The 21,697-nt window shown below is 66.2% G+C and carries 23 protein-coding genes; 13 read left to right on the top strand and 10 right to left on the bottom strand.

The window, feature by feature from the left end; translation table 11 throughout:
- Window positions 1-19: 19 nt before the first annotated feature.
- A complete protein-coding gene (gene rimO / locus J1N50_RS14740; RefSeq protein ID WP_215355006.1) occupies window positions 20-1,390 on the bottom strand; it encodes a 30S ribosomal protein S12 methylthiotransferase RimO in 1,371 nt (456 codons plus the stop codon).
- A 19-nt stretch (window positions 1,391-1,409) separates the two neighbouring features.
- Complete coding sequence (locus J1N50_RS14735; RefSeq protein WP_215355004.1) at window positions 1,410-2,129, bottom strand: esterase/lipase family protein; 720 nt, start codon at window positions 2,127-2,129, stop codon at window positions 1,410-1,412.
- A gap of 64 nt (window positions 2,130-2,193) precedes the next feature.
- Here J1N50_RS14735 and J1N50_RS14730 point away from each other — a divergent pair, with 64 nt between their 5' ends.
- Window positions 2,194-2,520 (top strand): DUF423 domain-containing protein, encoded by a 327-nt coding sequence (locus J1N50_RS14730; RefSeq protein WP_215355002.1) that lies wholly within the window; start codon window positions 2,194-2,196, stop codon window positions 2,518-2,520.
- 159 nt (window positions 2,521-2,679) lie between these two features.
- Here the strand turns inward: J1N50_RS14730 and J1N50_RS14725 are convergent, their stop codons facing one another.
- The 3 genes from J1N50_RS14725 to serS all read right to left on the bottom strand — a co-directional run bounded on the left by J1N50_RS14725 (window position 2,680) and on the right by serS (window position 5,927).
- Window positions 2,680-3,735, bottom strand: a complete 1,056-nt coding sequence (locus J1N50_RS14725) for a potassium channel family protein (protein WP_215355000.1) — start codon at window positions 3,733-3,735, stop codon at window positions 2,680-2,682.
- A 54-nt stretch (window positions 3,736-3,789) separates the two neighbouring features.
- Window positions 3,790-4,551 (bottom strand): 5'/3'-nucleotidase SurE, encoded by a 762-nt coding sequence (gene surE, locus J1N50_RS14720; protein ID WP_215354999.1) that lies wholly within the window; start codon window positions 4,549-4,551, stop codon window positions 3,790-3,792.
- A gap of 95 nt (window positions 4,552-4,646) precedes the next feature.
- A complete protein-coding gene (gene serS / locus J1N50_RS14715; protein WP_215354996.1) occupies window positions 4,647-5,927 on the bottom strand; it encodes a serine--tRNA ligase in 1,281 nt (426 codons plus the stop codon).
- A 334-nt stretch (window positions 5,928-6,261) separates the two neighbouring features.
- Between serS and J1N50_RS14710 the strand changes: the two genes are divergently transcribed.
- From J1N50_RS14710 to J1N50_RS14700, 3 genes are all read left to right on the top strand, one after another.
- On the top strand, window positions 6,262-7,290 hold the full coding sequence (locus J1N50_RS14710) for a hypothetical protein (RefSeq protein WP_215354994.1): 1,029 nt from the start codon (window positions 6,262-6,264) through the stop codon (window positions 7,288-7,290).
- Window positions 7,291-7,970: 680 nt separating this feature from the next.
- Window positions 7,971-8,432, top strand: a complete 462-nt coding sequence (gene dksA / locus J1N50_RS14705; protein WP_215354992.1) for an RNA polymerase-binding protein DksA — start codon at window positions 7,971-7,973, stop codon at window positions 8,430-8,432.
- 93 nt (window positions 8,433-8,525) lie between these two features.
- Window positions 8,526-8,912 (top strand): PilZ domain-containing protein, encoded by a 387-nt coding sequence (locus tag J1N50_RS14700; protein WP_215354990.1) that lies wholly within the window; start codon window positions 8,526-8,528, stop codon window positions 8,910-8,912.
- A 49-nt stretch (window positions 8,913-8,961) separates the two neighbouring features.
- On the opposite strand, the gene J1N50_RS14695 is transcribed toward J1N50_RS14700, so the two are convergent.
- Window positions 8,962-9,120, bottom strand: coding sequence for a YdcH family protein (locus J1N50_RS14695; protein ID WP_082657693.1), 159 nt, complete (start codon window positions 9,118-9,120; stop codon window positions 8,962-8,964).
- A 137-nt stretch (window positions 9,121-9,257) separates the two neighbouring features.
- On the opposite strand from J1N50_RS14695, the gene J1N50_RS14690 reads away from it, so the two are divergent.
- The gene (locus J1N50_RS14690) at window positions 9,258-9,455 is read left to right on the top strand and encodes a YdcH family protein (protein ID WP_215354981.1); all 198 of its coding nucleotides are present in this window, start codon (window positions 9,258-9,260) and stop codon (window positions 9,453-9,455) included.
- Window positions 9,456-9,569: 114 nt separating this feature from the next.
- Entirely contained in the window at window positions 9,570-10,040 is a 471-nt protein-coding gene (locus J1N50_RS14685) for a DUF1465 family protein (RefSeq protein WP_246553566.1), read from the top strand.
- Here the strand turns inward: J1N50_RS14685 and J1N50_RS14680 are convergent.
- Window positions 10,037-11,119 (bottom strand): DUF2332 domain-containing protein, encoded by a 1,083-nt coding sequence (locus J1N50_RS14680; protein ID WP_215354978.1) that lies wholly within the window; start codon window positions 11,117-11,119, stop codon window positions 10,037-10,039. The genes J1N50_RS14685 and J1N50_RS14680 overlap by 4 nt on opposite strands.
- 38 nt (window positions 11,120-11,157) lie before the next feature.
- Here J1N50_RS14680 and hisG point away from each other — a divergent pair, with 38 nt between their 5' ends.
- The 6 genes from hisG (at window position 11,158) to J1N50_RS14650 (ending at window position 18,035) form a co-directional block, all read left to right on the top strand.
- Window positions 11,158-11,814 carry an ATP phosphoribosyltransferase gene (gene hisG / locus J1N50_RS14675; RefSeq protein ID WP_215354969.1) on the top strand — a complete coding sequence of 219 codons (657 nt, stop codon included), beginning with the start codon at window positions 11,158-11,160 and terminating at the stop codon, window positions 11,812-11,814.
- Window positions 11,801-13,105: a histidinol dehydrogenase gene (gene hisD / locus J1N50_RS14670; RefSeq protein ID WP_215354967.1), complete on the top strand. Its 1,305-nt coding sequence runs from the start codon at window positions 11,801-11,803 to the stop codon at window positions 13,103-13,105. The genes hisG and hisD overlap by 14 nt, the downstream gene beginning before the upstream one ends.
- Window positions 13,106-13,217: 112 nt before the next feature.
- Window positions 13,218-13,664: a transcription antitermination factor NusB gene (gene nusB / locus J1N50_RS14665; RefSeq protein ID WP_215354965.1), complete on the top strand. Its 447-nt coding sequence runs from the start codon at window positions 13,218-13,220 to the stop codon at window positions 13,662-13,664.
- 185 nt (window positions 13,665-13,849) lie between these two features.
- On the top strand, window positions 13,850-14,782 hold the full coding sequence (gene thiL / locus J1N50_RS14660) for a thiamine-phosphate kinase (RefSeq protein WP_215354963.1): 933 nt from the start codon (window positions 13,850-13,852) through the stop codon (window positions 14,780-14,782).
- 184 nt (window positions 14,783-14,966) lie between these two features.
- Window positions 14,967-17,093, top strand: a complete 2,127-nt coding sequence (locus J1N50_RS14655) for a sodium-translocating pyrophosphatase (RefSeq protein WP_215354961.1) — start codon at window positions 14,967-14,969, stop codon at window positions 17,091-17,093.
- Between the two features lie 219 nt (window positions 17,094-17,312).
- On the top strand, window positions 17,313-18,035 hold the full coding sequence (locus tag J1N50_RS14650; RefSeq protein ID WP_343227895.1) for a hypothetical protein: 723 nt from the start codon (window positions 17,313-17,315) through the stop codon (window positions 18,033-18,035).
- Between the two features lie 40 nt (window positions 18,036-18,075).
- Here the strand turns inward: J1N50_RS14650 and J1N50_RS14645 are convergent, their stop codons facing one another.
- Entirely contained in the window at window positions 18,076-18,894 is an 819-nt protein-coding gene (locus J1N50_RS14645; protein WP_215354959.1) for an SDR family NAD(P)-dependent oxidoreductase, read from the bottom strand.
- Between the two features lie 314 nt (window positions 18,895-19,208).
- Between J1N50_RS14645 and J1N50_RS14640 the strand changes: the two genes are divergently transcribed.
- The gene (locus J1N50_RS14640; RefSeq protein ID WP_058454935.1) at window positions 19,209-19,739 is read left to right on the top strand and encodes a CarD family transcriptional regulator; all 531 of its coding nucleotides are present in this window, start codon (window positions 19,209-19,211) and stop codon (window positions 19,737-19,739) included.
- Window positions 19,740-19,795: 56 nt separating this feature from the next.
- Here J1N50_RS14640 and truA read toward each other — a convergent pair whose 3' ends face one another.
- Together truA and fmt are read right to left on the bottom strand one after the other, a co-directional pair.
- Window positions 19,796-20,536 carry a tRNA pseudouridine(38-40) synthase TruA gene (gene truA, locus J1N50_RS14635; protein WP_215354957.1) on the bottom strand — a complete coding sequence of 247 codons (741 nt, stop codon included), beginning with the start codon at window positions 20,534-20,536 and terminating at the stop codon, window positions 19,796-19,798.
- A 112-nt stretch (window positions 20,537-20,648) separates the two neighbouring features.
- Entirely contained in the window at window positions 20,649-21,569 is a 921-nt protein-coding gene (gene fmt / locus J1N50_RS14630; RefSeq protein WP_215354945.1) for a methionyl-tRNA formyltransferase, read from the bottom strand.
- Window positions 21,570-21,697: the final 128 nt, after the last annotated feature.

Genomic DNA, 21,697 nt, shown 5'->3' with positions numbered 1-21,697 from the left:
TCCAACAAAAAAGATCCGATCAGACGGCGACCACCCCGAACAGGTCGTGCTCGTCGGCGTCCTCGATCGCGACATCGACGATGTCGCCGGCCTTGAGCGTTGCCGCGACGTCGCGGAGATAGACGTGGCCGTCGATTTCGGGCGCGTCGGCCTGCGACCGTCCGGTGGCGCCGATGCTGCCGTCTTCGTCTGCCTCGCCGACCTCGTCGATGATCACCGGCAGCGTGCGGCCGATCTTGGCCTCGAGCTTCGCGGCGCTGATTGCGGCGGTTTTCGCCATGATGCGCTGATAACGCTCTTCCTTGACCTCTTCGGGCACCGGATCGGCCAGAGCGTTCGCCTGCGCGCCGGCGACGGGTTCGAAGCGGAAGGCGCCGACGCGGTCGAGTTGCGCCTCGTCGAGCCAGTCGAGGAGATACTGGAAATCCTCTTCGGTCTCGCCGGGAAAACCGACGACGAAGCTCGAGCGGATCGAGATGTCGGGGGCGGTCGCGCGCCAGCTTTTGAGCCGTTCGAGCACCTTGGCCTCGTTCGCGGGGCGCTTCATCGCCTTGAGCACCTTGGGACTCGCGTGCTGGAAGGGAATGTCGAGGTAAGGCGTCAGCAGCCCCTCGGCCATCAACGGAATCACCGCATCGACATGCGGATAGGGATAGACATAATGGAGGCGCACCCACGGGGCGCGGCCTTCGCTGGTCTTCAATTGGCCGAGTTCGCGCGCGAGGTCGGTCATATGCGCGCGCACTTCGCGACCGTGCCATTGGCGCGGGTCGTGGCGGATATCGACGCCATAGGCGGAAGTATCCTGGCTGATCACCAGCAGTTCCTTCGTCCCCGCGGCGACGAGCTTCTCGGCCTCGCGCAGCACCGCGTCGATACGGCGGCTGACCAGTTTGCCGCGGAGATCGGGGATGATGCAGAAGGCGCAGCCGTGATTGCAGCCTTCCGAAATTTTGAGATAGCTGTAGTGGCGCGGGGTGAGCTTCAGACCGCCCTCGGGCACCAGGTCGACGAACGGACCCTGCGTCGGCGGCGCGGCGTCGTGGACGGCATCGACGACCTGCTCGTACTGATGCGCGCCGGTGACCGCGAGGACGTTCGGAAAGCGCGCGCGGATGACCTCGGCCTCGTTGCCCATGCAGCCGGTGACGATGACGCGGCCGTTTTCGGCCATCGCCTCGCCGATCGCCTCGAGGCTCTCTTCCTTGGCGCTGTCCAGAAAGCCGCAGGTGTTGACGAGCACGACATCGGCGCCCGCATAATCGGGCGACAGGCCGTAGCCGTCGGCGCGCAGCTTGGTGAGAATCCGTTCGCTGTCGACGAGCGCCTTGGGGCAGCCGAGCGACACCATGCCGACCTTCGGCTGGGTGGGGAGGGTTTTGACTGTCATGATTGGCGGCGCCCCTAGTCTATTTTTGGGCGTTTGTCACGCCTGCCAATGTATCCGCGATGATCCGCCAGACCTGCGGGGCGATGCCGAGGCCCAGGTGCGTTGCATCGACCTTTATGTTGCGCGCCTGCGGATTGTAGATGTCGATGGCGATGTCGGGACCGACGATGCCGTCGCGATCCGAATAGATGACGGTCAGCGGCTGGGTCAGACCCTTGAGATTGCGTGCATGGATCTCGCGTTCGATCGCATCGAAGTCGCGGCCCGCAAACCGCTGTGCGAGTGCGGTATATTTCGGACCGCCGATGATCGGCGTACCCATGGTGATGATTTCTCGGACGAGGTGCGGGTAGACGCGAGCGGTCTCGCGCGCGATGACGCCGCCGAGGCTCCAGCCGATCAGCGTCAGCGGCGCACCGTCGGCCGTCACCCATTCGGCCGCCTGCGCGGCGAAGCGTTCGACGTCGGCGGCGACGCGGCCGTTGTTGCGGCCCATGCCCCAGTCGCGGACGTTGTAGCCGAGGTGACGGAGCCATGCCTCCAGCGGCCGCATCGACAGCTCGCTCGCGCCATAGCCGGGGAGGAGCGCGACAGGGCGTCCGTCACCGCGCGGGGCGCCGATCAGCCGATAGCCGCCGAGGCCGAAACGGATGATGTCGAAGGGCAGCGCCAATTCGCCAAGCGTGGCGAGGCGGCTCGGCGGCTTCAGTCCTTCGGGAAATGGAACGTCGCGGGGCATCGCCTTCTTCCTCTTGTCCGCCTATAGCTTGGCCGATTGCAGGCAGTTGGGGAAGGGGACGCGGATGCTCGGTGCATTGGCAGCGATTTCGGCGGCGATGGCGGTGGCGGCGGGCGCGTTCGGTGCGCATGGCGCGGCAGGACCGCAGGAGGCCGAATGGCTGCGCACCGGCGGCGTCTACCAGCTCGTCCATGCGGTCGCGGTGCTCGCGATCATGGGCGTCGCGCGCGGACCCGCGATCATGTTACTGGTCGGCGGCGCGATTTTTGCGGTCACGCTTTACGCGACGGCGCTGGGCGCGCCGAAGTGGCTTGGGGCGGTCACGCCGATCGGCGGCACGCTGTTGATCATCGGCTGGTTCTGGGCAGCCTGGATTTACTGGCGAGGTTAGGGTCAGGACCCATTCATTCGGCGTCCGTCGGGGATTTGACCGATTTTGCCCATGGCTTCATCGAAAGGTCTCGAAGAATCGACACATTCCTTCGCCTTTTCTCCTCGCCCCAAGCAAAATCGCTTCAAACCTCGAACGCGGAATGAATGGGTTCTGACCCTAAGGCCTCCCGCCCTCGCATTCCTCGCAGCGGACGACCTCGACGATCTGATCGCCCGCTTCGAGCTTCGCCGCCTCGGGCTCCCAGAAGCCATAGGGCTTGCCGCCGCGATAGACGCGCAGGCCACGTCCGCCGTCCGCGAGTTGATCGAGACCTCGGCCGATCTCCTCGGCGCTGATCGGGCGTTCGCGGAGCTGGACCTTGCCGCCGATCGACGCGAGGTCGGCCATATAGTCGGCAATATGCTCGCCCTGCGCCGATCCCGCGAGAAGCAGGCCGGTGAAGCTGACCGGGTTGATGACATTCGTTGCGCCCGCCTGCCGTGCGAGCAATTCGTTGTCGCGCGCGCGGATGACGACGCTGATCGGGACGTTGGGCGCAAGATGGCGAACGGTGAGCACGATCAGGATCGAGGCGTCGTCGCGCCCTGCCGAAACCAGCACTGACTGCGCCTCGGCAATGCGGACGTGGATCAGCGTTTCGTCGTTCGATGCGTCGCCTTCCAGCACGTTGCAGCCCATCGCCTCGGCCGCGTTGGTGCGCGCCCGCGCCGGGTCGATCACGACGATGCAAGCCGGATCGGTGCCGCGCGCGATCAGTTCCTTCACCGCCTCGCTGCCGCTGACGCCGAAGCCGAGGACGACGATATGGTCGGTGAGCTTTGCCTGGATGCGGGCCATACGCCATTTTTCCCATGTGCGCTTGATGAGGAAGGTATAGGCCGTGCCCACGAAGATGAAGAGCACGGCGATGCGGATCGGCGTGACGATCACCGCCTCGACGAAGCGCGCCGAATCGGACACCGGGACTATGTCGCCGAAACCGGTCGTGGTGACCGAGATCATCGTGAAATAGACGACATCGAGGAAGCTGATCTTGCCGTCGTGATTGTCGTAAAGCCCGTCGCGGCCGAACCAGTGAATTGCGACGACCAGGGCCATCAGCAGGAAGGCGACCCCCAGCCGCGCCCCGACATCGGCCCATACGGGCCAATGGGTCGCGCGTCGCAGCACGTCGATACCCGGTTGGAAAGTCGGCGGATGTCGCTTGGCCATCGCCCCTATCTTGGCGCGAAGCGCGGTGCGGTCAATGGCTGACCGGGTGGCGGACTAGGCGTAGGCGCTGCGCAAGGCCGCGAGCGATGGATCGTGTGTCAGGTCGAGCTGGAGCGGAGTGACCGAGATAAAGCGGTCGTCGATCGCCTCGAGGTCGCTGTCGTGACCGGGGCTGTGCTCGATTCCGTGCAGCCCGAACCAGTAATAGGGATAGCCGCGCGGGTCGGTGCCTTCGACGATCGAACCGCGGCCATAATCGTGGAATCCCTGCCGGGTGACGCGAATGCCCCGCACATCGGCCGCCGGAATGGCCGGGAAGTTGACGTTGATCAACGTACGCGGCGGCATGTCGTGATCGAGCAACGGGCGCAGCACCTTGGCGCCCCAGGCTTCGGCCGCTTCGAAGGGGACGCTGTCACCCATGCCTTCCCTGGCGTAAACCTGGCTCAGCGCGATCGCGCGAATGCCGGCGAGCGCGCCCTCGATCGCGGCCGAAACCGTGCCCGAGTAAGTGATGTCGTCGCCAAGGTTGGCGCCGCGATTGACGCCAGACAGGATCAGATCGGGCTTTTCGGGCATCAGCTTCCCGATCGCCATCATCACCGAGTCGGTCGGGGTGCCGCTGCACGACCAGCGCCGCTCGCCATGCTGGCGGATGCGCACCGGGCGCGACAGGGTGAGCGAGTGGCCGGCGCCCGACTGTTCCTCGGCGGGGGCGCAGACCCAGATGTCGTCGCTCAGCTGACGCGCGATGGCTTCGAGGACCGCCATGCCGGGGGCGTGATAGCCGTCGTCGTTGGTCAGGAGGATGCGCACTTTCGAGTCTCTCTTTCTTCGTCGTCCCGGACTTGATCCGGGATCCATTGCTTCGCCGGCGTCGTGGACCCCGGATCAAGTCCGGGGTGACGAGTTCAGGACGCAGGCGTCAGCTTCGTGAGGCCGCCCATATACGGCAGCAAGGCCGCCGGAATATCGACGCTGCCATCCGCCTGCTGGTAATTTTCGAGGATCGCGACCAGCGTCCGCCCCACGGCAAGCCCCGAGCCGTTCAGCGTGTGGACGAACTCGTTGCCCTTCGCATCTTCGCGGCGGAAGCGGGTGTTCATCCGGCGCGCCTGAAAATCGCCGCAGTTGGAACAGCTCGAAATCTCGCGATAGCTGTCCTGCCCCGGCAGCCACACCTCGAGGTCATAGGTCTTGCGCGCGGCAAAGCCCATATCGCCCGCGCAGAGCAGCATCTTGCGATAGGGAAGGTCCAGCTCTTCCAATATCTTCTCGGCTGCTCTTGTCTTTCGTTCGAGTTCGGCGTCGCTGTCCTCGGGGCGGACGATCGAGACGAGCTCGACCTTCCAGAACTGGTGCTGGCGGATGTAGCCGCGCGTGTCGCGGCCCGCCGATCCCGCCTCGGAGCGGAAGCAGGGGGTGAGCGCGGTCATGCGGATCGGCAATTCGCTCTCGGGCAGAATCTCCTCGCGGACCGCGTTGGTCAGGCTCATTTCGGAGGTCGAGATAAGCCACCGCCCGTCGGTGGTCTGGAACAGGTCCTCGCGGAACTTCGGGAGCTGCGTCGTGCCGAACGCCGCCTCGTCGCGGACCATCAGCGGGGTCGCGCATTCGACATAGCCGGGCTCGCCGGTCTGCCTATCGAGCATGAACTGGCCGAGCGCGCGTTCGAGCCGCGCCATCTGACCTTTCAGAAAAGCGAAGCGCGCGCCCGACATCTTCGCCGCGGTCTCGAAGTCGAGGCCGAGCGCGGGAGCGAAATCGGCATGTTCCTGCGGCGCGAAGTCGAAGGTTCGCGGCGCGCCCCAGCGCGAAATCTCGACATTTGCGTCCTCGTCCTCGCCATCGGGGACGTCGTCGGCGGGAAGGTTCGGAAGCGCAGCGAGCAGGTCCTGCAAGGCGGCGAGCTGTTCGCGCTCGGCCTCTTCCTTCGCGGGGAGGGTGGTCTTGAGACCGGCGACCTCGGCCTTCAGCGCTTCGGCCCTGTCCTTGTCGCCCTGCGCCATCGCCTGGCCGATCAGTTTCGACGCTTCGTTGCGGCGCGCAAGCGACGCCTGGATTTCGGTCTGAAGCGCGCGCAGCGATGCGTCGGCGGCAAGGATCTGCGCGGACAGAGGGGCGAGGCCGCGGCGCGCGAGGCCGGCGTCGAAGGCTGCGGGATTGTCCCGGATCAGGCGGATATCGTGCATGCGCCGCGCTATGGCGGGGCCGCCCGCGCGGCGCAAGTCCGGTTTAGCGCTCGACCAGGGGGGCGCGTTGGTCGATCGCGGCGCCCCAACCGTCGTGGAAGCCTGCGATAGGGCAGGCTTTGCCGGACCGCCCCAGGCAGCCCAAGCGGCCGATGGTGGTGCATCGATCGGGCGAGACGCCTCAGTTCGGCCTTGTTCTTCACTTCGGCGGCGCCCGGGGCGCTTGGCAATTCGACGCAGGCGCCAGCTCGAAGGGCTCGGCGAGCCGGATTGCCGGCGACCCGCGGAAACGCAGATGAAAAGAGGGCCGTCCTTGCGGGCGGCCCTCAGGTAGGTGGTCGGGTTAGCCCCCTCGACCGCCAGTGGATTCGGTTATGCCGCGTTCGACTCGTCGTCGTTGCGGTTTGCGGCGCGGCGGCGCGCGACGAGCGCGGCGGCTGCGGCGCCGAAGAGCAGGATCATCGGCGGGGCCGGCACCGGGGTCGGATCGCCCGACGAGCTGCTGGTGCTGCCGCCCGAACTCGACGACGACGAAGAAGAGGAGGACGAGCTCGAAGAGGAACTGCTGCTCGACGACGAGGAACCGGTGCTGGTGCTCGTGCCGCCGAAGCTGCTGCTGGTGCTGGTCGCGCCCGAGGACGTCGCGCCGCCCGATGAACTGCTGCTCGACGAAGAGGACGAACTGCTGCTGGACGAGGAAGAGGAACTGCCCGAACCGCCCGAACTGCTGCTCGAACCGCCGGAACTGCTGCTTGAACCGCCCGAACTGCTCGAGCTGCCGCCCTTCGACGAGCTGCCCCAGCCCGACGAGCCGTGCGACGATCCGCCCTTCGACGAGCTGCCGCCGCCTGACGACGACGAACTCGAGGACGAAGACGAGGAGGAAGAAGACGAACTCGACGACGAGCTGCTGCTCGACGAGGTGCTGCTGATGCCGCCGGTCGAGGTCGAGACATTGCCCGAAGACGTGCTGACATTGCCCGACGAGGTCGAAACGTTGCCCGAAGAGGTGCTGACCCCGCCGGTCGAGGTGGAAACGCCGCCCGTTGAGGTGCTGACGCCGCCGGTCGAGGTCGAAACGCCTCCCGTCGAAGTGCTCACGCCACCGGTGGAGGTCGACGTCGAGGTCGAAACCCCGCCGGTCGAGGTCGACACGCCGCCCGAGGTCGAGCTGGTGCTCGACGTGATGCCGCCCGTGGTGGTCGAGGTGACGACGACGCTGCCGCCCCCGCCGCTGCTGCTGCCGCCGAAGAAGCCGCCGAAGAAGCCGCCGCCGAAACCGCCGCCGAAGCCGCCGCCGATCACCGTCACGCCGCCGCCGCTGCTGCCGCCTTCCCAGCCGCGCTGCGGGAAGGGGGCATAGGGAATCGGGGGCAGCGGGATCGTCTGGGTCACGACCTGTTGCTGCGGAGTCGCTGTGCGGATCACGCGCTTGGTGGTCACGACGCGGCGGATGCGCTTCACCGGCTTTTTCGCGGCATGGCGCTTGCGAACGACCTTCTTTGCGCCGCCGCAGGGTGTGCAGGGCTTGGCCGACTGGGCGCGTGCCGCGGGGACGTCGGCGATCTGCATCGCGCCGCTGCCAATGATCGCGCCCCCGCAGGTGCAGGCGCATAGTTTGGCGAGGGCCATTCGAACCGACATAGATTTCTCTCTTTCCCGTTGCGGGTGCGCCCGACGCTTCGCCGCCGTGCCCTCCACTGGATGCAAAAGGCCAAAGCTTTGTGAACGCGGCAATTGCGTTAACCGCGTTTGCCTGTCCGACAGCGGGATTTGCCTCCCGGAATCAACCCTGAACAGCATAACCGTCCCAAATCAGGACGTAAATGGTTTCAAACCGGCCCTATCGGTTAAATTCTAACCCTTGGCGAAGTTAAGTCTCGCCGGGCGGGGGAGGGCCGGTTCAGCTTTGCTTCACCGCCAAATGCTTAGCGGCTGCTTCGGCGCTTGTGTCGCAACCGGCGGCTGGTTATAGGCGCGGCGCATTCCCCGTTCTGTCCGTTCCGGGCGGACGGCGACACGAAAGGACGCGAAAAGCCCTTTATGCCAACCCAGATCGCCGATGTTGGCGCCGACGCGCTTCGCGAAGCCAAATCGAACCTCGATTCGGATTATGTCCCCAGCGAAGACGAAGAGTTTATGAACGAGCGGCAGCAGGAATATTTCCGCGGCCTGCTGCTCGCGTGGAAAAAGTCGATCCTCTCCGAATCCGAATCGACGCTGGCGCAGTTGCAGGACGGGCCGCTTCGCGAACCCGACCTTGCCGACCGCGCGTCGAGCGAGACCGACTGGGCGATCGAACTGCGCACCCGCGACCGCCAGCGCAAGCTGATCGCGAAGATCGATGCGGCGATCCGCCGCATCGACGAAGGCGAATATGGCTATTGCGCGGCGACCGGCGAGCCGATCTCGCTGGCGCGGCTCCAGGCGCGCCCGATCGCGACGATGACGCTGGAGGCGCAGGAGCGCCACGAACGCAACGAACGCATCTCACGCGAAGACTGATCCGCAGCGGGACAAAGTCCCCTGCATTTACGTTTCGGCAATCGCTGCGACCTAGATTCGCCGCCTGACACTCAGCGCGGGGAAAAGGTCGCAATGGAATCGCGTGAACCACTATCGGTGGATGAAGAGGTGGCGGCGCTGTCGCGCAGCGCCGACCGGGACAGCCTGTTCCTGCAGGCGCATGTCCTGATTCCCGGACAGGCCGCGCCGCTCGTCGTTCGCGTCCGCAATCTGTCCGCCGGGGGGATGCTTGCGGAAGCTACGTTTCGCGGGCTTGCCCAGGGGGCGGCGATCGAGGTGGAACTGCGCAACGTTGGCCCGGTTCCAGGGCGAATCGTCTGGGTCGGCGAGGGCAAGTTCGGCATCGCGTTCGACCGTCAGGTCGATCCGCAGGCGGTCAGGCGTCAGGTTGTCCAGAAATTGGAAGTTCCGCCGCATCTGTCGGCGCTGAACAAGGGACCCTTCTACCGCCGGCGCTGATGCGCTCCGCAACGGGAAGCACCAGCGGGCGGTAGCGGTCGTGCGACGGTCAGGCGGTCGCGGCCATTTCTTCCTTGAGCCTCAGCTTCTGCTTCTTCAACTGCGCCAATAATCCCGTATCAGGGCAGGGACGGCGCTCTTCATTCGCAATTTTCGCGTCGAGGTCCGCGTGGCGGGACTTCAGGGCGGAAAGATGCGAGATGCTCATTGGCCATTCTCCTTCGACTCGGTTGGGGGCCGTCGAGTAAATCACGAATCGCCCGCTTTGTCGTGCCGATTCGGCGAGCCGGTTTCGGCCCCGGACAGCCCGTTGCAGACCGCTCGCGATCGTGGCAGGAGGCCGGTGTGAACCCCGAAGACATTGCCCAGCGCCTGGAACTGCTTCGCCTCGAGCATCGCGATCTCGACGCGGCGATCATCGCCCTTGGCGAGGCGACGGTGCCGGACCAGCTCCAGCTCGCGCGGATGAAGAAACGCAAGCTGCGCCTGCGCGACGAAATCTCGTGGTGCGAGGACCAGATCATTCCCGACATCATCGCCTGATTGGAACGGTTTCGCTTCCAAACGGCCCCTGATTCAAAACGGGACGTTGGCGGTGCGATTTTTCATGGTTACCGTCGTTGCCGCGACTGCTTTGAACGTGCCATCTCCGCATCCATGGCGACGGACCCAACAGATGGTATCGCGATCGGACTGCCGATTCACCGCGCGCAGGTCGAGAATCTCTATGTCGAGGCGATGCTGCTCGCCGACGAGGCGCACGCGGCCTTTGCGGCCGAACGCGACCTCGGCGCCGTCCGGGGCGACGCCCTGCTGCAGGTCAGCTTGGCCTGCGAGTCACTCAAGACGACGACGCGGCTGATGCACATCATTGCCTGGCTGCTCCACCGCCGCGCGATGATCGCTGGCGACCCCGGTGCGCGCGCAGGCGACAGCGCGGCGCGGATCGGCGAGCCGGTCGCGGCAGACTGGGGCGTCTGCGTGCGTTTCGAAACCCCGCTGCGCCGGATCGTCGCCGCGAGCGAACGGCTGTTCGAGCGGATCGCCGCGCTGGAGGCCGGCTGGGAAACCCCGATTGCAGTTGCGCCGGTTCAGGCGATGCTCGCGCAGCTCGAGGCGCGGCTTTAGGCCGCCATCCACTCGACCCACGCGCCATGGGCGTGCGCGCGGCCGAGCACCTTCGACGATTCGCTGCCGGGCCAGTAGCGGACGACGAGTTCGTGTTGGTGCAAGGTGCGGTTGGCTTCGAGCGCGATCCACGCGAGCGGTCGGTCCGCGGTCGCTTCGGCGCCCGCTTCCTCCATTGCGGTGGTCACGCGCATCTGTTGATCCTCGGGAACATATTGCCAGACGATCGAGTGCATCAGCACGCGCGTCGTCCCCGTCGCCTGCGGCCTGCGAAGCTCGGCCTCCACGAAATCGGCGGCGTTGGCGCGGACAAGGTTCGGCTTCTGCTGGCGCGCTGCCGCGATCGCCGCCTCCATGCGCTGGAAACGGATCGCATGTTCGGGCCAGATATAGGCCTTTAGGCGCAGCGCCTGTGCCGGATCGGTGAGATCGACCGGTCCGACGTCGCACCCTTTGAGGCCGGCAAAGTCAATCTTGTGCTGCGGTGGGTGGTTGCCGCGCCATTCGGGGGTGAAGGTCATGACTCCGGGTTCAGGGCCGACCTGCACCCCACCAAGGTCATAATGATAGCGGTCGATCATCAGGTTGATTCCCGCGCTGGACCCGATTTCCAGGCAGTCGAAACGCGGCGGCAGGCCTTGTTCGGTCAGCCACAGCATCGCAGCGATGAAGTTCGAGGAGCGCCCCGCCTCGTTGGTCTGCGGCGGCCCGTCGAGCCAGGGAAGCAGCGCGGCTTCATGGCTCGCCACCACCCCGGCAACGATCGCGGCATCGTTGATGTCGTCGGCGTCGGCGTAGATCGGGGCGAGTGCGGGAGACTTGCCCGACAGGTGCAGCGCGTGCAGCCCGCCCGCGGCGCGCAGCGGTAGCGCGTCGGCGAGTGGCGCACCCTCCCACGATATGATGCGGCGCGCGAATTCGGTCGCGGGCTTGTCGAGCAAGGTCGCGAGCGCGGCGACGATCCGCGCCGTGACCGGCGCATCGTTGGCACGGCAATAGGCGACCTGGTTCGCGAACGCGGTGCGCACCGCCGCGGGCCCCGTCTCGGCCATGTCGACCAGTCGGTAGCGCTCGCTCATTGCCCTTTCTCCTCTCGCCGCCTAAAGGCACGGCGCTTATGCCCGAACCGATCATCTTTGCCATCCCCAAGGGGCGCATCCTCGACGAGGCGCTGCCCTTGCTCGCGCGCGTCGGGATCGAGCCTGCGGCGGACTTTTTCGACAAGAGCAGCCGCGCGCTCGTGTTCGGAACGAACCAGCCGCATATATCCTTGATCCGCGTGCGCGCGTTCGACGTCGCGACCTTCGTCGCGCATGGCGCGGCGCAGCTTGGCATCGTCGGGTCTGACGTCGTCGACGAGTTCGACTATTCGGAGCTTTACTCGCCGGTCGACCTTGGCATCGGCCATTGCCGCCTGTCGCTCGCGGGGCCCGAAGGCAGCGCGCCGCCGGGGTTGGGCGAAAGCCACATTCGCGTCGCGACCAAATATCCCGCGACCACGCGCCGCTGGTTCGAGGGGCAGGGGATCCAGGCCGAGTGCATCAAGCTGAACGGCGCGATGGAGATCGCGCCGAAGCTGGGCCTCGCGTCGCACATCGTCGATCTGGTTTCGACCGGGCGGACCCTGGTCGAAAATGCGCTCGCCGAGCAGCAGATCATCAGCGAGGTTTCGGCGCGGCTGATCGTCAATCGCGCGGCGTTCAAACTGCGCTCGGCCGAAGTGCCCGCGCTGGTCGAGAAATTCCGCGAGGCGGCCGGCCATGCGGCGTCTTGACGCCTCCGACCCCGGCTTCGCCGCGGCGTTCGACGCGCTGGCCAACGACCGGCGCGAGAGCGACACCGACGTCTCGACCGACGTTGCCGCGATCATCGCGCGGGTGAAGGCGGAGGGCGACGTCGCGCTCGCCGACTATACCGCGAGGTTCGATCGCTTCGATCTGGAAACGCGCGGGTGGAGCATTTCGAAAGAGGAATGCGCGGCCGCTTATGAGGCGCTCGCACCCGAATTGCGCGACGCGCTGGACCTCGCTGCGGAGCGCATCCGCGCCTATCACGCCGCCCAGCTGCCCGAAGATCGCGACTATCGTGACGGAACCGGCGCACGCCTCGGCGCGCGCTGGCGCGCTGTCGATGCGGCGGGGGTCTATGTCCCCGGCGGACGCGCGGCCTATCCCTCGTCGGTGCTGATGAACCTCTTGCCCGCGAAGGTCGCCGGGGTCGAACGCATCGTGATGATGACCCCGACGCCGGACGGCGAGACCAATCCGGTCGTGATGGCCGCGGCGCATATCGGCGGGGTCGACGAAATATGGCGCGTCGGCGGCGCACAGGCGGTCGCGGCGCTGGCCTACGGCACCACGAAGATCGCGCCGGTGGACGTCGTCACCGGTCCCGGCAACGCCTGGGTCGCCGAGGCGAAACGGCAGGTCTATGGCGTGGTCGGTATCGATATGGTCGCGGGGCCGAGCGAGATCGTCGTCGTCGCCGACAACAAGAACGAACCGCATGTCATCGCCGCCGACCTCTTGAGCCAGGCCGAGCATGATCCGACGAGCCAGTCGATCCTGTTCACCGATGACGGCGATTTCGCCGATGCGGTCGCGGCGGCGGTGGCTGGCATTATCCCGACGCTGAACACCGCGCCGACGATGCAGGAAAGCTGGGCCGACAATGGCGCGGTGATCGTCGTGCCGACCTTGGCCGACGCGATCCCGCTCTGCGACCGGCTGGCGCCCGAACATCTGGAACTCGCGGTCGATCCTGCCGAGGCCGACGCCCTCTTCGCCAAGGTGCGCCATGCGGGCTCGGTCTTTCTCGGCCGCCAGACCCCCGAGGCGATCGGCGACTATGTCGCCGGCCCGAACCATGTCCTCCCCACCGGACGCCGCGCGCGCTTTTCGAGCGGGCTGTCGGTCACCGACTTCATGAAGCGCACCAGCTTTCTCGCGCTCGACGACGCGAGCCTCGCCGCGATCGGCCCGGCTGCCGTCGCGCTCGCGGGAGCCGAGGGGCTTCCCGCGCACGCGCTCAGCGTCGCCAACAGATTGAATAAAGACAGCCTTTGAACCCCAAATTTCGTCATTCCGGCGAAGGCCGGAATCTCGACTTCGCGTCTCCGCGCACCGACGAGATCCCGGCCTTCGCCGGGCTGACGAATTGAGCTAAAGCGAAGAAGCCATGAACAAACGCGCCCAATCCCGTTCCGCCGCCCGCCTTGCAGCCGTGCAGGCGCTTTATCAGCACGAGATGGAAGGCACGCCGGTCGCGCAGCTGATCCACGAATTTCACCAGCACCGTATCGGTGCGACGATCGAGGACGCCGAATATGCCGACGCCGACGTCGCCTTCTTCGACGACATCGTGAAGGGCGCCCTGGCGCGAGCTCGGGAGATCGATGCCGCGATCACCGCGCGGCTGGCGAGCGGCTGGACGATGGAGCGGCTCGACCGCACGATGAAGGCGATCCTGCGCGCGGGCGCCTATGAGCTGCTGGCGCGCAGCGACGTGCCGGTCGGCGCGGTGGTCAGCGAATATGTCGAAGTCGCAAAGGCCTTTTTCGACGGGCGCGAGGCAGGCTTTGCCAACGGCCTGCTCGATGCGATCGGCAAGGATGTACGGAAGTAATTACTTCCTCGCTGCCGCGAAGCGGTGGGGAGGGGGACCGCCGCGAAGCGGGGGTGGAGGGGCTGGCGACGCCTACTCCAAGGCCCCTCCGTCAGCCCTTCGGGCTGCCACCTCCCCATCGCTACGCGACAGGGAGGATTTGCGGTATCTTTTATACCGCTACGGTATTCGCTACGATTTCCCCAATGAGCGAAGCCGATTTCATCGCACGCCTGCGCGCCATCGCGACCGACCCCGCTGCGCGCGGGCTCGCCGACGACGCGGCGGTGCTCGGCGATCTGGTGCTGACCCATGACACGATCGTCGAGGGCGTGCATTTCCTGCCCGACGACGGTCCGCAGGATGTCGCATGGAAGCTGGTCGCGGTGAATCTCTCCGACCTTGCCGCGAAGGGCGCCACGCCGGTGGGCGTGTTGCTCGGCTACAGCCTGACCGGCGATGAGAACTGGAACGCCGAATTTGCGGCGGGCCTCGAAAGCGTACTCCGGCGGTATGGCGTCGCGCTGTTTGGCGGCGATACGGTGCGCGTGCCCGGTGGCGCGCCGCGCAGTTTCAGCCTGACCGCCATCGGCCGCGCGTCGCCCGACGGCGTCCCGGCGCGCAGCGGCGTGCGTCCGGGTGACCAGATCTGGGTCAGCGGCACGGTCGGCAATGCCGGTGTCGGCCTGGCGATGCGGCTGGGCGAGATCGATCCGAACGAGACCTGCCTTGCCGCTTATCGCCGACCGCAACCGCAATTGACGCTGGGGCGGGCGCTGGTGCCGCACGTCCATGCGATGATGGACGTGTCCGACGGCCTGTTGATCGACGCCGACCGCATGGCGCGCGCCAGCGGATGCGGCATGACGCTGATGATGGAGGCGGTGCCGCTGTCGGCGGCGCTGCTCGCGGTGCGCCCCGACGTGCTCGACACGCGCCTCGCCGCCGCCACCGCAGGCGACGACTACCAGCTGCTCTTCGCGGCCGATCCCGGGCAGGCGGCGGCGATCCGCGAGACCGGTGCGGGGCTGGGGGTCGCCCTGACGCCAGTGGGCCATGCCGGGGTGGGCGAAGGGCTCACGCTGATTCACAAGGCGCAGCGGATTGCGTTGCCCGAGCGTCTCGGTTTCACACATTAGGCCGGAAACATACGGAAAATTGCCGAAAAACCGGGCTTGCCCTCGGCTTTCTTTCTTCCCATAACTCGCCCGTCCAAATTTGGGGCGGTCGCATCAGGGGAGAGAGCGAACCGGCAACAATAAGTCGGACGTTCGACTGCTATCTCTGCGTTCGCCCTTCTCAATGGGGAAGGAATAGTCACGCATGAATCCGGTTTTGATCGCGATAGCGTGCGGCCTGTTGGCCGTGCTCTATGGGTTCATTACCTCGCGGCAGGTGCTCGGCGCCTCTGCGGGTAATGAAAAGATGCAGGAAATCGCCGCCGCCATCCAGGAAGGCGCGCAGGCTTATCTCAAACGTCAGTACAGCACGATCGCGATCGTCGGCGTCGTCGTCGCAGTGATCATTGCGGCTACGCTCGGCGGGGTGTCGGCGACGGGCTTTGTCATCGGCGCCATTCTGTCGGGCGTCGCCGGATTCATCGGCATGAACATCTCGGTCCGCTCGAACGTCCGTACCGCGGCGGCCGCGCAGAAAGGCCTGCAGGCGGGCCTGACGCTGGCGTTCCGCGCCGGCGCGATCACCGGCCTGCTCGTGGCCGGCCTCGCGCTGCTCGCGATCGCGGTCTTTTACTGGGTGCTGACGACGCAAATGGGCAAGACGGTCGGCGGCGAAGACCGCACGGTCGTCGACGGCCTCGTTGCGCTGGCGTTCGGTGCGTCGCTGATCTCGATCTTCGCGCGTCTCGGCGGCGGCATCTTCACCAAGGCGGCCGACGTCGGCGCCGACCTCGTCGGGAAGGTCGAGGCCGGAATCCCGGAAGACGATCCGCGCAACCCCGCGGTGATCGCCGATAACGTCGGCGACAACGTCGGCGACTGCGCCGGCATGGCGGCCGACCTGTTCGAAACCTATGTCGTTACCGTCGGCGCCACGATGGTGCTGACCGCGCTGCTGCTGAAGGGCGCAGGCGACATGCTTGGCGGGCTGATGGCGCTGCCGCTGCTGATTGGCGGCGTTTGCATCATCACTTCGATCATCGGCACCTATTTCGTCCGCCTCGGCAAGTCGAACAATGTGATGGGCGCGATGTACAAGGGCTTCCTCGTCTCCGCCGTGCTGGCGATTCCCGCGATCTGGCTGGCAACCGCGTTCGCGCTGACCGGCAACTGGTTCGGGGACATCAACACGACGGTCACCGGCACCGACTTCACCGGCCGCGCGCTCTTCTATTGCTCGCTGCTCGGTCTGGTCATTACCGGCCTGATCATCTGGATCACCGAATATTACACCGGCACCAGCTATCGTCCCGTGCGCTCGATCGCCAAGGCTTCGGAAACGGGCCACGGCACCAATGTGATCCAGGGGCTCGCCGTCAGCCTTGAAGCCACCGCGCTGCCGACGATTGTCATCGTCGCCGGCATCATCATCGCCTACCAGCTCGCGGGCCTGATCGGCATCGCCTATGGCGCGACCGCGATGCTTGCCCTTGCGGGCGTCGTCGTTGCTCTCGACGCTTATGGTCCGGTGACCGACAATGCGGGCGGCATCGCCGAAATGGCGGGTCTCGACGATTCGGTGCGTGAAAAGACCGACCTGCTCGACGCCGTCGGCAACACGACCAAGGCGGTGACCAAGGGTTATGCGATCGGTTCGGCGGGTCTTGCCGCGCTGGTGCTCTTTGCGGCGTACACGACCGATCTTCGGGAGTTCTTCCCCGACCTGAGTGTCAACTTCAGCCTCGAGAATCCCTATGTCATCGTCGGCCTGCTGCTCGGCGCGCTTCTCCCGTATCTGTTCGGTGCGATGGGCATGACCGCGGTCGGCCGCGCTGCGGGCGACGTGGTGAAGGATGTGCGCGACCAGTTCGCGAACGACCCCGGCATCATGGCGGGCACGTCGAAGCCGAACTATGCGCGCACGGTCGACCTCGTCACCAAGGCGGCGATCAAGGAGATGATCATCCCCTCGCTGCTGCCGGTGCTCGCGCCGATCGTCGTCTATTTCGTGATCAGCTGGATCGCGCCCGAAGGGCAGGCGGCCGGCTTTGCGGCGCTTGGTGCGCTCCTGCTCGGTGTGATCGTCGGCGGGCTGTTCGTTGCGCTGTCGATGACGGCCGGCGGCGGTGCGTGGGATAACGCCAAAAAGTACATCGAGGACGGCAATCACGGCGGCAAGGGCAGCGAAGCCCACAAAGCCGCGGTGACGGGCGATACCGTGGGTGACCCCTATAAGGACACCGCGGGGCCAGCCGTGAACCCGATGATCAAGATCACCAACATCGTCGCGCTGCTGCTGCTCGCGGCGCTGGCGGGACATGCTGCCGGCTAAGCCCGCCGAAGCGTGAGAGAAACGCCCCGCCGGAGCGATCCGGCGGGGCCTTTCATGCGAGTTCCGCGACGACCAACCCGCGCTTGTCAATGCCGGGGCGCGCGCCTATCCCTCCGTGACCCTTACCCCGGCGCCCTGACCGGCGCGCACCGTCACCGAAGATATTTTCTGCTGAACCCTGTTCCAGTCACGCCCTACGTCGAACAGCTCAACATCGGGGTGGGGCGCCGCGCGCTCGCCATAAGTCTCGCCGTTCTGATTTCCGCGCTGCTGTTGCTCATGCTGCTGACCTTCGGTTCGGTGGGAAAGCCCGACTCCCGAACCGAACGCGTCAGCATGGTGAGCCTTGAGGCCAGCGGGATTGCCGGCGAAGCGCCCGAACCGAGCGCCGCGAAGGCCGAGCGGAGCAAGCAGCAGCCCGAACCGAAGCCGCAGGCCGAAGAAACCCCGCCAACCAAGGCCAGCGAACCGCCGCCGCTGCCGGCCGTTCAGCCGGCGCCCGCGCCGCCGAGTCCGGCGCCTGTCGTGCAACAGCCGTCGCCGGCGATTGCCCGCCCGGTCCTGCGTCCAGGCATATATGGGCCGCCGAACACTGGCGGGTCGTCCTCGTCGTTCCGCGATTCGGAACGCGTCGGAACGGCGCCCAACGGCGAGCCGCTCTATGCGGCGACCTGGTATCGCCAGCCCAGCGACGACGAGCTGCGCGGCTATCTGTCCACCGCCAGCGGGCCTGGCTGGGGCCTGATCGCTTGCCGCACCGCCCCCGACTATCGCGTCGAAGATTGCGTCGGACTGGACGAATATCCGACCGGATCGCAAATCAATCGCGCCGTTCTCGCCGCGGCGTGGCAGTTCAAGGTGCGGCCTCCGCGGCTCGGCGGCAAGCTGCTGGTCGGCAGTTGGGTCAGGATCAGGATCGACTATGTCATGCGGCGGCAATAGGATGGGCTGCTGGTAGCCTGAACCTGCCGGACCTGCGGGTTCAGGACGCCGACTTGGCTTTCATTTGCTGCGCATAGCCCGCCTGCACCATCGCACTCATCCGGTCGAACAGCGCGTCGGGATCGCCGCGCCGCAGCGCCGGGATCGCGGCCTCTGCGCCCTCGGCGACCACCAGTTCGCGCGTGCCCGCCGCGACCGCATCCAGTATCTGCGTTGCCGCAAAGTCGGGCGACAAGCCGTTGTCGATCGCCTTGTCGCTTTCGCCCCGGGTGCTGCCGTCGGCGTTGAGCGCGTTGCGGCTGACGTTAGTCTGGACCGATCCCGGCGCGACGACGAGCACCTTCAGCCCCAGATGCTCATTCTCGGCGCGGACGCTGTCGTGATAGCCGATCAGACCATGCTTGGCGGCGCAATAGGCGCTGCGCAGCGGCACGCCCGCGATGCCCGCGACGCTGGAAATCGCGACGATCTGTCCGCCGCCCGCCGCGATCATGCGCGGCAACAGGTGCTGGGTGAGGGCGATCGGCGCCAGCAGATCGACGTCGACGATCTTCTGATAGACCGCGAAATCGGTATCGACCGCCAGGCTGCGCTGCGAGATGCCGGCATTGTTGACGAGCCCGTCGATCCGTCCGCACCAGCCCCAGGCCTCGTCGACCAAGGTCGGCAGCGCGGCGTAGTCGGTCGCCTCGAACGGCAATATCATCGTCCCGGGGCCGATCTCCTTTGCCACCGCCTCGAGCGCGGCGACATTGCGGCCCGAGAGAATCAGCCGCGCGCCGCGCGCCGCGAGCCCCCTCGCCAGCGCCGCGCCGATCCCCGACGACGCCCCGGTGACCCACCACACTTGATCCTGCATATCGACATCCTATCTCATCGTTTCGTTGCAACCTGAAACGGGCCTTGGAAGCCGTCAAGGTGCCAAGCCGCGGAATTCCGTGACAGGGGTGGCAATTTTGTTGCGAATCTGTTATAATAAATATCAACGCATCGACAGTTTGCCTCTGCCCGCCGGGTGCAAGGGGAGCTGTGGGCGTCCTGATGGAGCCATATCCCTTGTCACTCTGACTGGCTAGCGCCGCCCAACATCGCCGATCCGCCGTTCAAAAAGGCAGGATAGGATCGGCTTTCTGCGCTTCCCGGTCCATTGGCAAGGCCAAGAAAGGAACTTGCATGTCCGCAAACACGCTCGTCTTCGAAGTCGGGGATTATGTTGTTTATCCGAAGCATGGCGTGGGGCGCGTCATCGAACTGCAGAAGTCCGAAATCGCCGGTATGCAGCTGGAACTTTATGTTCTCCGCTTCGAAAAGGAGAAGATGACGCTGCGCGTTCCTACCAACAAGGCCGAAGGCGTTGGTATGCGCAAGCTGTCGTCGGACAAGACGCTGAAGGAAGCGCTTCAGGTGCTGACCACCAAGCCGAAGGTGAAGCGCACCATGTGGTCGCGCCGCGCGCAAGAATATGAAGCCAAGATCAATTCGGGCGACCTCGTGTCGATCGCCGAAGTGACCCGCGACCTGTTCCGCGCCGACGACCAGCCCGAGCAGAGCTATTCGGAACGCCAGATCTTCGAAGCGGCGTCGAGCCGCCTCGCGCGCGAACTCGCCGCGATGGAAGAAAGCGACGAAAAGACCGCGCAGGCGAAGATCCTCCAGATCCTCAACGAACATGCGCCGAAATATTATCTGGAAAAGGCGGTCTGATCCGTCCGGTCCCGATGACGTGAAGAGGGCGGTCCTGCGGGGCCGCCCTCTTTGATTCAGGGGTATGTCGCCTCGACGAAGTAGAGGCCGTCCGGCGGGGCGTTGAGCCCCAGCGCGCTGCGATCCGCGGCATCGAGCGCCGCCTTCAAATCGCGCGCCGACCATTTGCCCTCACCAACCAGCGAGAGGCAGCCGACCATCGAGCGCACCTGATGGTGCAGGAAGCTTCGCGCCGCGGTCTCGATGATGATCTCGTCGCCGTGGCGGCTGACGCTGATCCGGTCGAGCGTCTTGACCGGGCTTTCCGCCTGGCAATGCACCGAACGGAAGGTTGTGAAGTCATGGCGGCCGACCAGCGCCTGCGCCGCGCCGTGCATCGCTCCGGCATCGAGCGGCTTGGCGAACTGCCACGATAGCCCCTTGTCCCACGTCAGGGGCGCGCGGCGGTTGACGATGCGATACTCATAGGCGCGACCGATGCACGAAAAGCGCGCGTGCCAGTCGTCGGCAACCTCGGCGCAGGCGAGCACCGCCACCGGGGCAGGGCGGAGCTGCGCATTCAGCGCCTCCATCAACCGGAAGGGCTGGATCGCCTTTTCGATATCGACGTGCGCGCGCATCGCGATCGCGTGGACGCCGGCGTCGGTGCGCCCCGCGCCATGCACCGCGGCCTCTTCGCCGGTGATCCGCGTCACGGCCTCTTCGAGCGCTTGCTGGACGCTGGGGCCGTGGCTCTGCCGCTGCCAGCCCATGAAGGGGCGGCCGTCATATTCGATGGTGAGGGCAAATCTTGTCATGAGCGGCCGCTGCGCCCATTCGCGTCACCCCGGACGTGATCCGGGGTCGGCGGCAGCGCTGAAGTCATGAACCCCGGATCAACTCCTGGGTGACGAAGGGGGATAGGCCGGATCATGCCAACCGCGTCCCCATCGGGACCGGCCGTCCGCGCAGCAGCTCGGCGGCGTCCATCGCGGGCTTGCCGGCGCGCTGGACACGCATCGCACGGATCGCACCGGGGTTGCAGGCGATGGTCAGGGCGTCGTCGAGCGTGACGCCCGGCGCCGCGCCCGCGACGGTCTCGGCCGGATGCACCACCTCGGCCGCCAATATCTTGTAGCGCTCGCCGCCGAGTTCGAAGAAAGCCCCCGGCATCGGGTTGAATGCGCGTATCTGTCGCTCGACCTGTACCGCGCTGGTCAGGAAATCGAGCCGCGCCTCGCTCTTGTCGATCTTGGCGGCGTAAGTGACGCCGTCGTCGGGCTGAGGCACGGGCGGAAAAGCGTGGAGGTCGCTCAGCACCTTGACCATCATCAGTGCACCCATTTCGGCGAGTTCGTCGGTGAGCAGGCCCGCGGTCTTGCCCGCGACCGGCGTCGTCTCGACCAGCCGCATCGCGCCGGTATCGAGCCCGACATCCATCTGCATGATCGTCACGCCGGTTTCGGCATCGCCCGCCAGGATCGCGCGCTGCACCGGCGCCGCGCCGCGCCAGCGCGGCAGGATCGAGCCATGGACGTTGAGGCATCCCTCGCGCGGCGCATCGAGGATCGCCTGCGGCAGGATCAGGCCGTAAGCCGCGACGACCGCGATATCGAGGTCGAGCGCGGCGAATTCGGCCTGCGCTTCTTCGTTTCGCAGGCTCTTCGGCGTACGAACGGGAAGGCCATGCTCGTCGGCCCAGACATGCACCGCGCTCTGCTGCAGTTTTTTGCCGCGCTGCGCCGGGCGCGGCGGCTGCGTATAGATGCACGCGATTTCGTGCCCCGCGGCATGAAGCGCGGCAAGCGTCGGCACCGCAAAGGGCGGCGTTCCCATGAAGGCGATGCGCATGGGCTGCGCCTTTGGCGGAGGATGCAGGCTTGCGCAAGTATCCCTCTCCCCCTGCGGGAGAGGGCGGCGAGACTTGGTGGCTTTGCCACCTAGTCGCAGCGGGTGAGGGGGGCTTCGGTCGCAAGGCG

Source organism: Sphingopyxis soli, from assembly GCF_018682675.1.
GTDB classification, from domain to species: Bacteria; Pseudomonadota; Alphaproteobacteria; order Sphingomonadales; family Sphingomonadaceae; genus Sphingopyxis; species Sphingopyxis soli.
This window is presented reverse-complemented; position numbering and strand designations above follow the sequence as displayed.

What these genes read in the sequence shown, in the direction of transcription:
- J1N50_RS14730 (WP_215355002.1), top strand. Translation starts at nt 2,194, where the DNA reads ATGCTCGGTGCATTGGCAGCGATTTCGGCGGCGATGGCGGTGGCGGCG.
- J1N50_RS14685 (WP_246553566.1), top strand. Translation starts at nt 9,570, where the DNA reads ATGGCGACGGACCCAACAGATGGTATCGCGATCGGACTGCCGATTCAC.
- J1N50_RS14645 (WP_215354959.1), bottom strand. Translation starts at nt 18,894, where the DNA reads ATGCAGGATCAAGTGTGGTGGGTCACCGGGGCGTCGTCGGGGATCGGC.
- J1N50_RS14725 (WP_215355000.1), bottom strand. Translation starts at nt 3,735, where the DNA reads ATGGCCAAGCGACATCCGCCGACTTTCCAACCGGGTATCGACGTGCTG.
- rimO (WP_215355006.1), bottom strand. Translation starts at nt 1,390, where the DNA reads ATGACAGTCAAAACCCTCCCCACCCAGCCGAAGGTCGGCATGGTGTCG.
- J1N50_RS14735 (WP_215355004.1), bottom strand. Translation starts at nt 2,129, where the DNA reads ATGCCCCGCGACGTTCCATTTCCCGAAGGACTGAAGCCGCCGAGCCGC.
- J1N50_RS14695 (WP_082657693.1), bottom strand. Translation starts at nt 9,120, where the DNA reads ATGAGCATCTCGCATCTTTCCGCCCTGAAGTCCCGCCACGCGGACCTC.
- truA (WP_215354957.1), bottom strand. Translation starts at nt 20,536, where the DNA reads ATGACAAGATTTGCCCTCACCATCGAATATGACGGCCGCCCCTTCATG.
- J1N50_RS14655 (WP_215354961.1), top strand. Translation starts at nt 14,967, where the DNA reads ATGAATCCGGTTTTGATCGCGATAGCGTGCGGCCTGTTGGCCGTGCTC.
- J1N50_RS14680 (WP_215354978.1), bottom strand. Translation starts at nt 11,119, where the DNA reads ATGAGCGAGCGCTACCGACTGGTCGACATGGCCGAGACGGGGCCCGCG.
- J1N50_RS14700 (WP_215354990.1), top strand. Translation starts at nt 8,526, where the DNA reads ATGGAATCGCGTGAACCACTATCGGTGGATGAAGAGGTGGCGGCGCTG.
- hisG (WP_215354969.1), top strand. Translation starts at nt 11,158, where the DNA reads ATGCCCGAACCGATCATCTTTGCCATCCCCAAGGGGCGCATCCTCGAC.
- J1N50_RS14640 (WP_058454935.1), top strand. Translation starts at nt 19,209, where the DNA reads ATGTCCGCAAACACGCTCGTCTTCGAAGTCGGGGATTATGTTGTTTAT.
- fmt (WP_215354945.1), bottom strand. Translation starts at nt 21,569, where the DNA reads ATGCGCATCGCCTTCATGGGAACGCCGCCCTTTGCGGTGCCGACGCTT.
- hisD (WP_215354967.1), top strand. Translation starts at nt 11,801, where the DNA reads ATGCGGCGTCTTGACGCCTCCGACCCCGGCTTCGCCGCGGCGTTCGAC.
- thiL (WP_215354963.1), top strand. Translation starts at nt 13,850, where the DNA reads ATGAGCGAAGCCGATTTCATCGCACGCCTGCGCGCCATCGCGACCGAC.
- dksA (WP_215354992.1), top strand. Translation starts at nt 7,971, where the DNA reads ATGCCAACCCAGATCGCCGATGTTGGCGCCGACGCGCTTCGCGAAGCC.
- nusB (WP_215354965.1), top strand. Translation starts at nt 13,218, where the DNA reads ATGAACAAACGCGCCCAATCCCGTTCCGCCGCCCGCCTTGCAGCCGTG.
- serS (WP_215354996.1), bottom strand. Translation starts at nt 5,927, where the DNA reads ATGCACGATATCCGCCTGATCCGGGACAATCCCGCAGCCTTCGACGCC.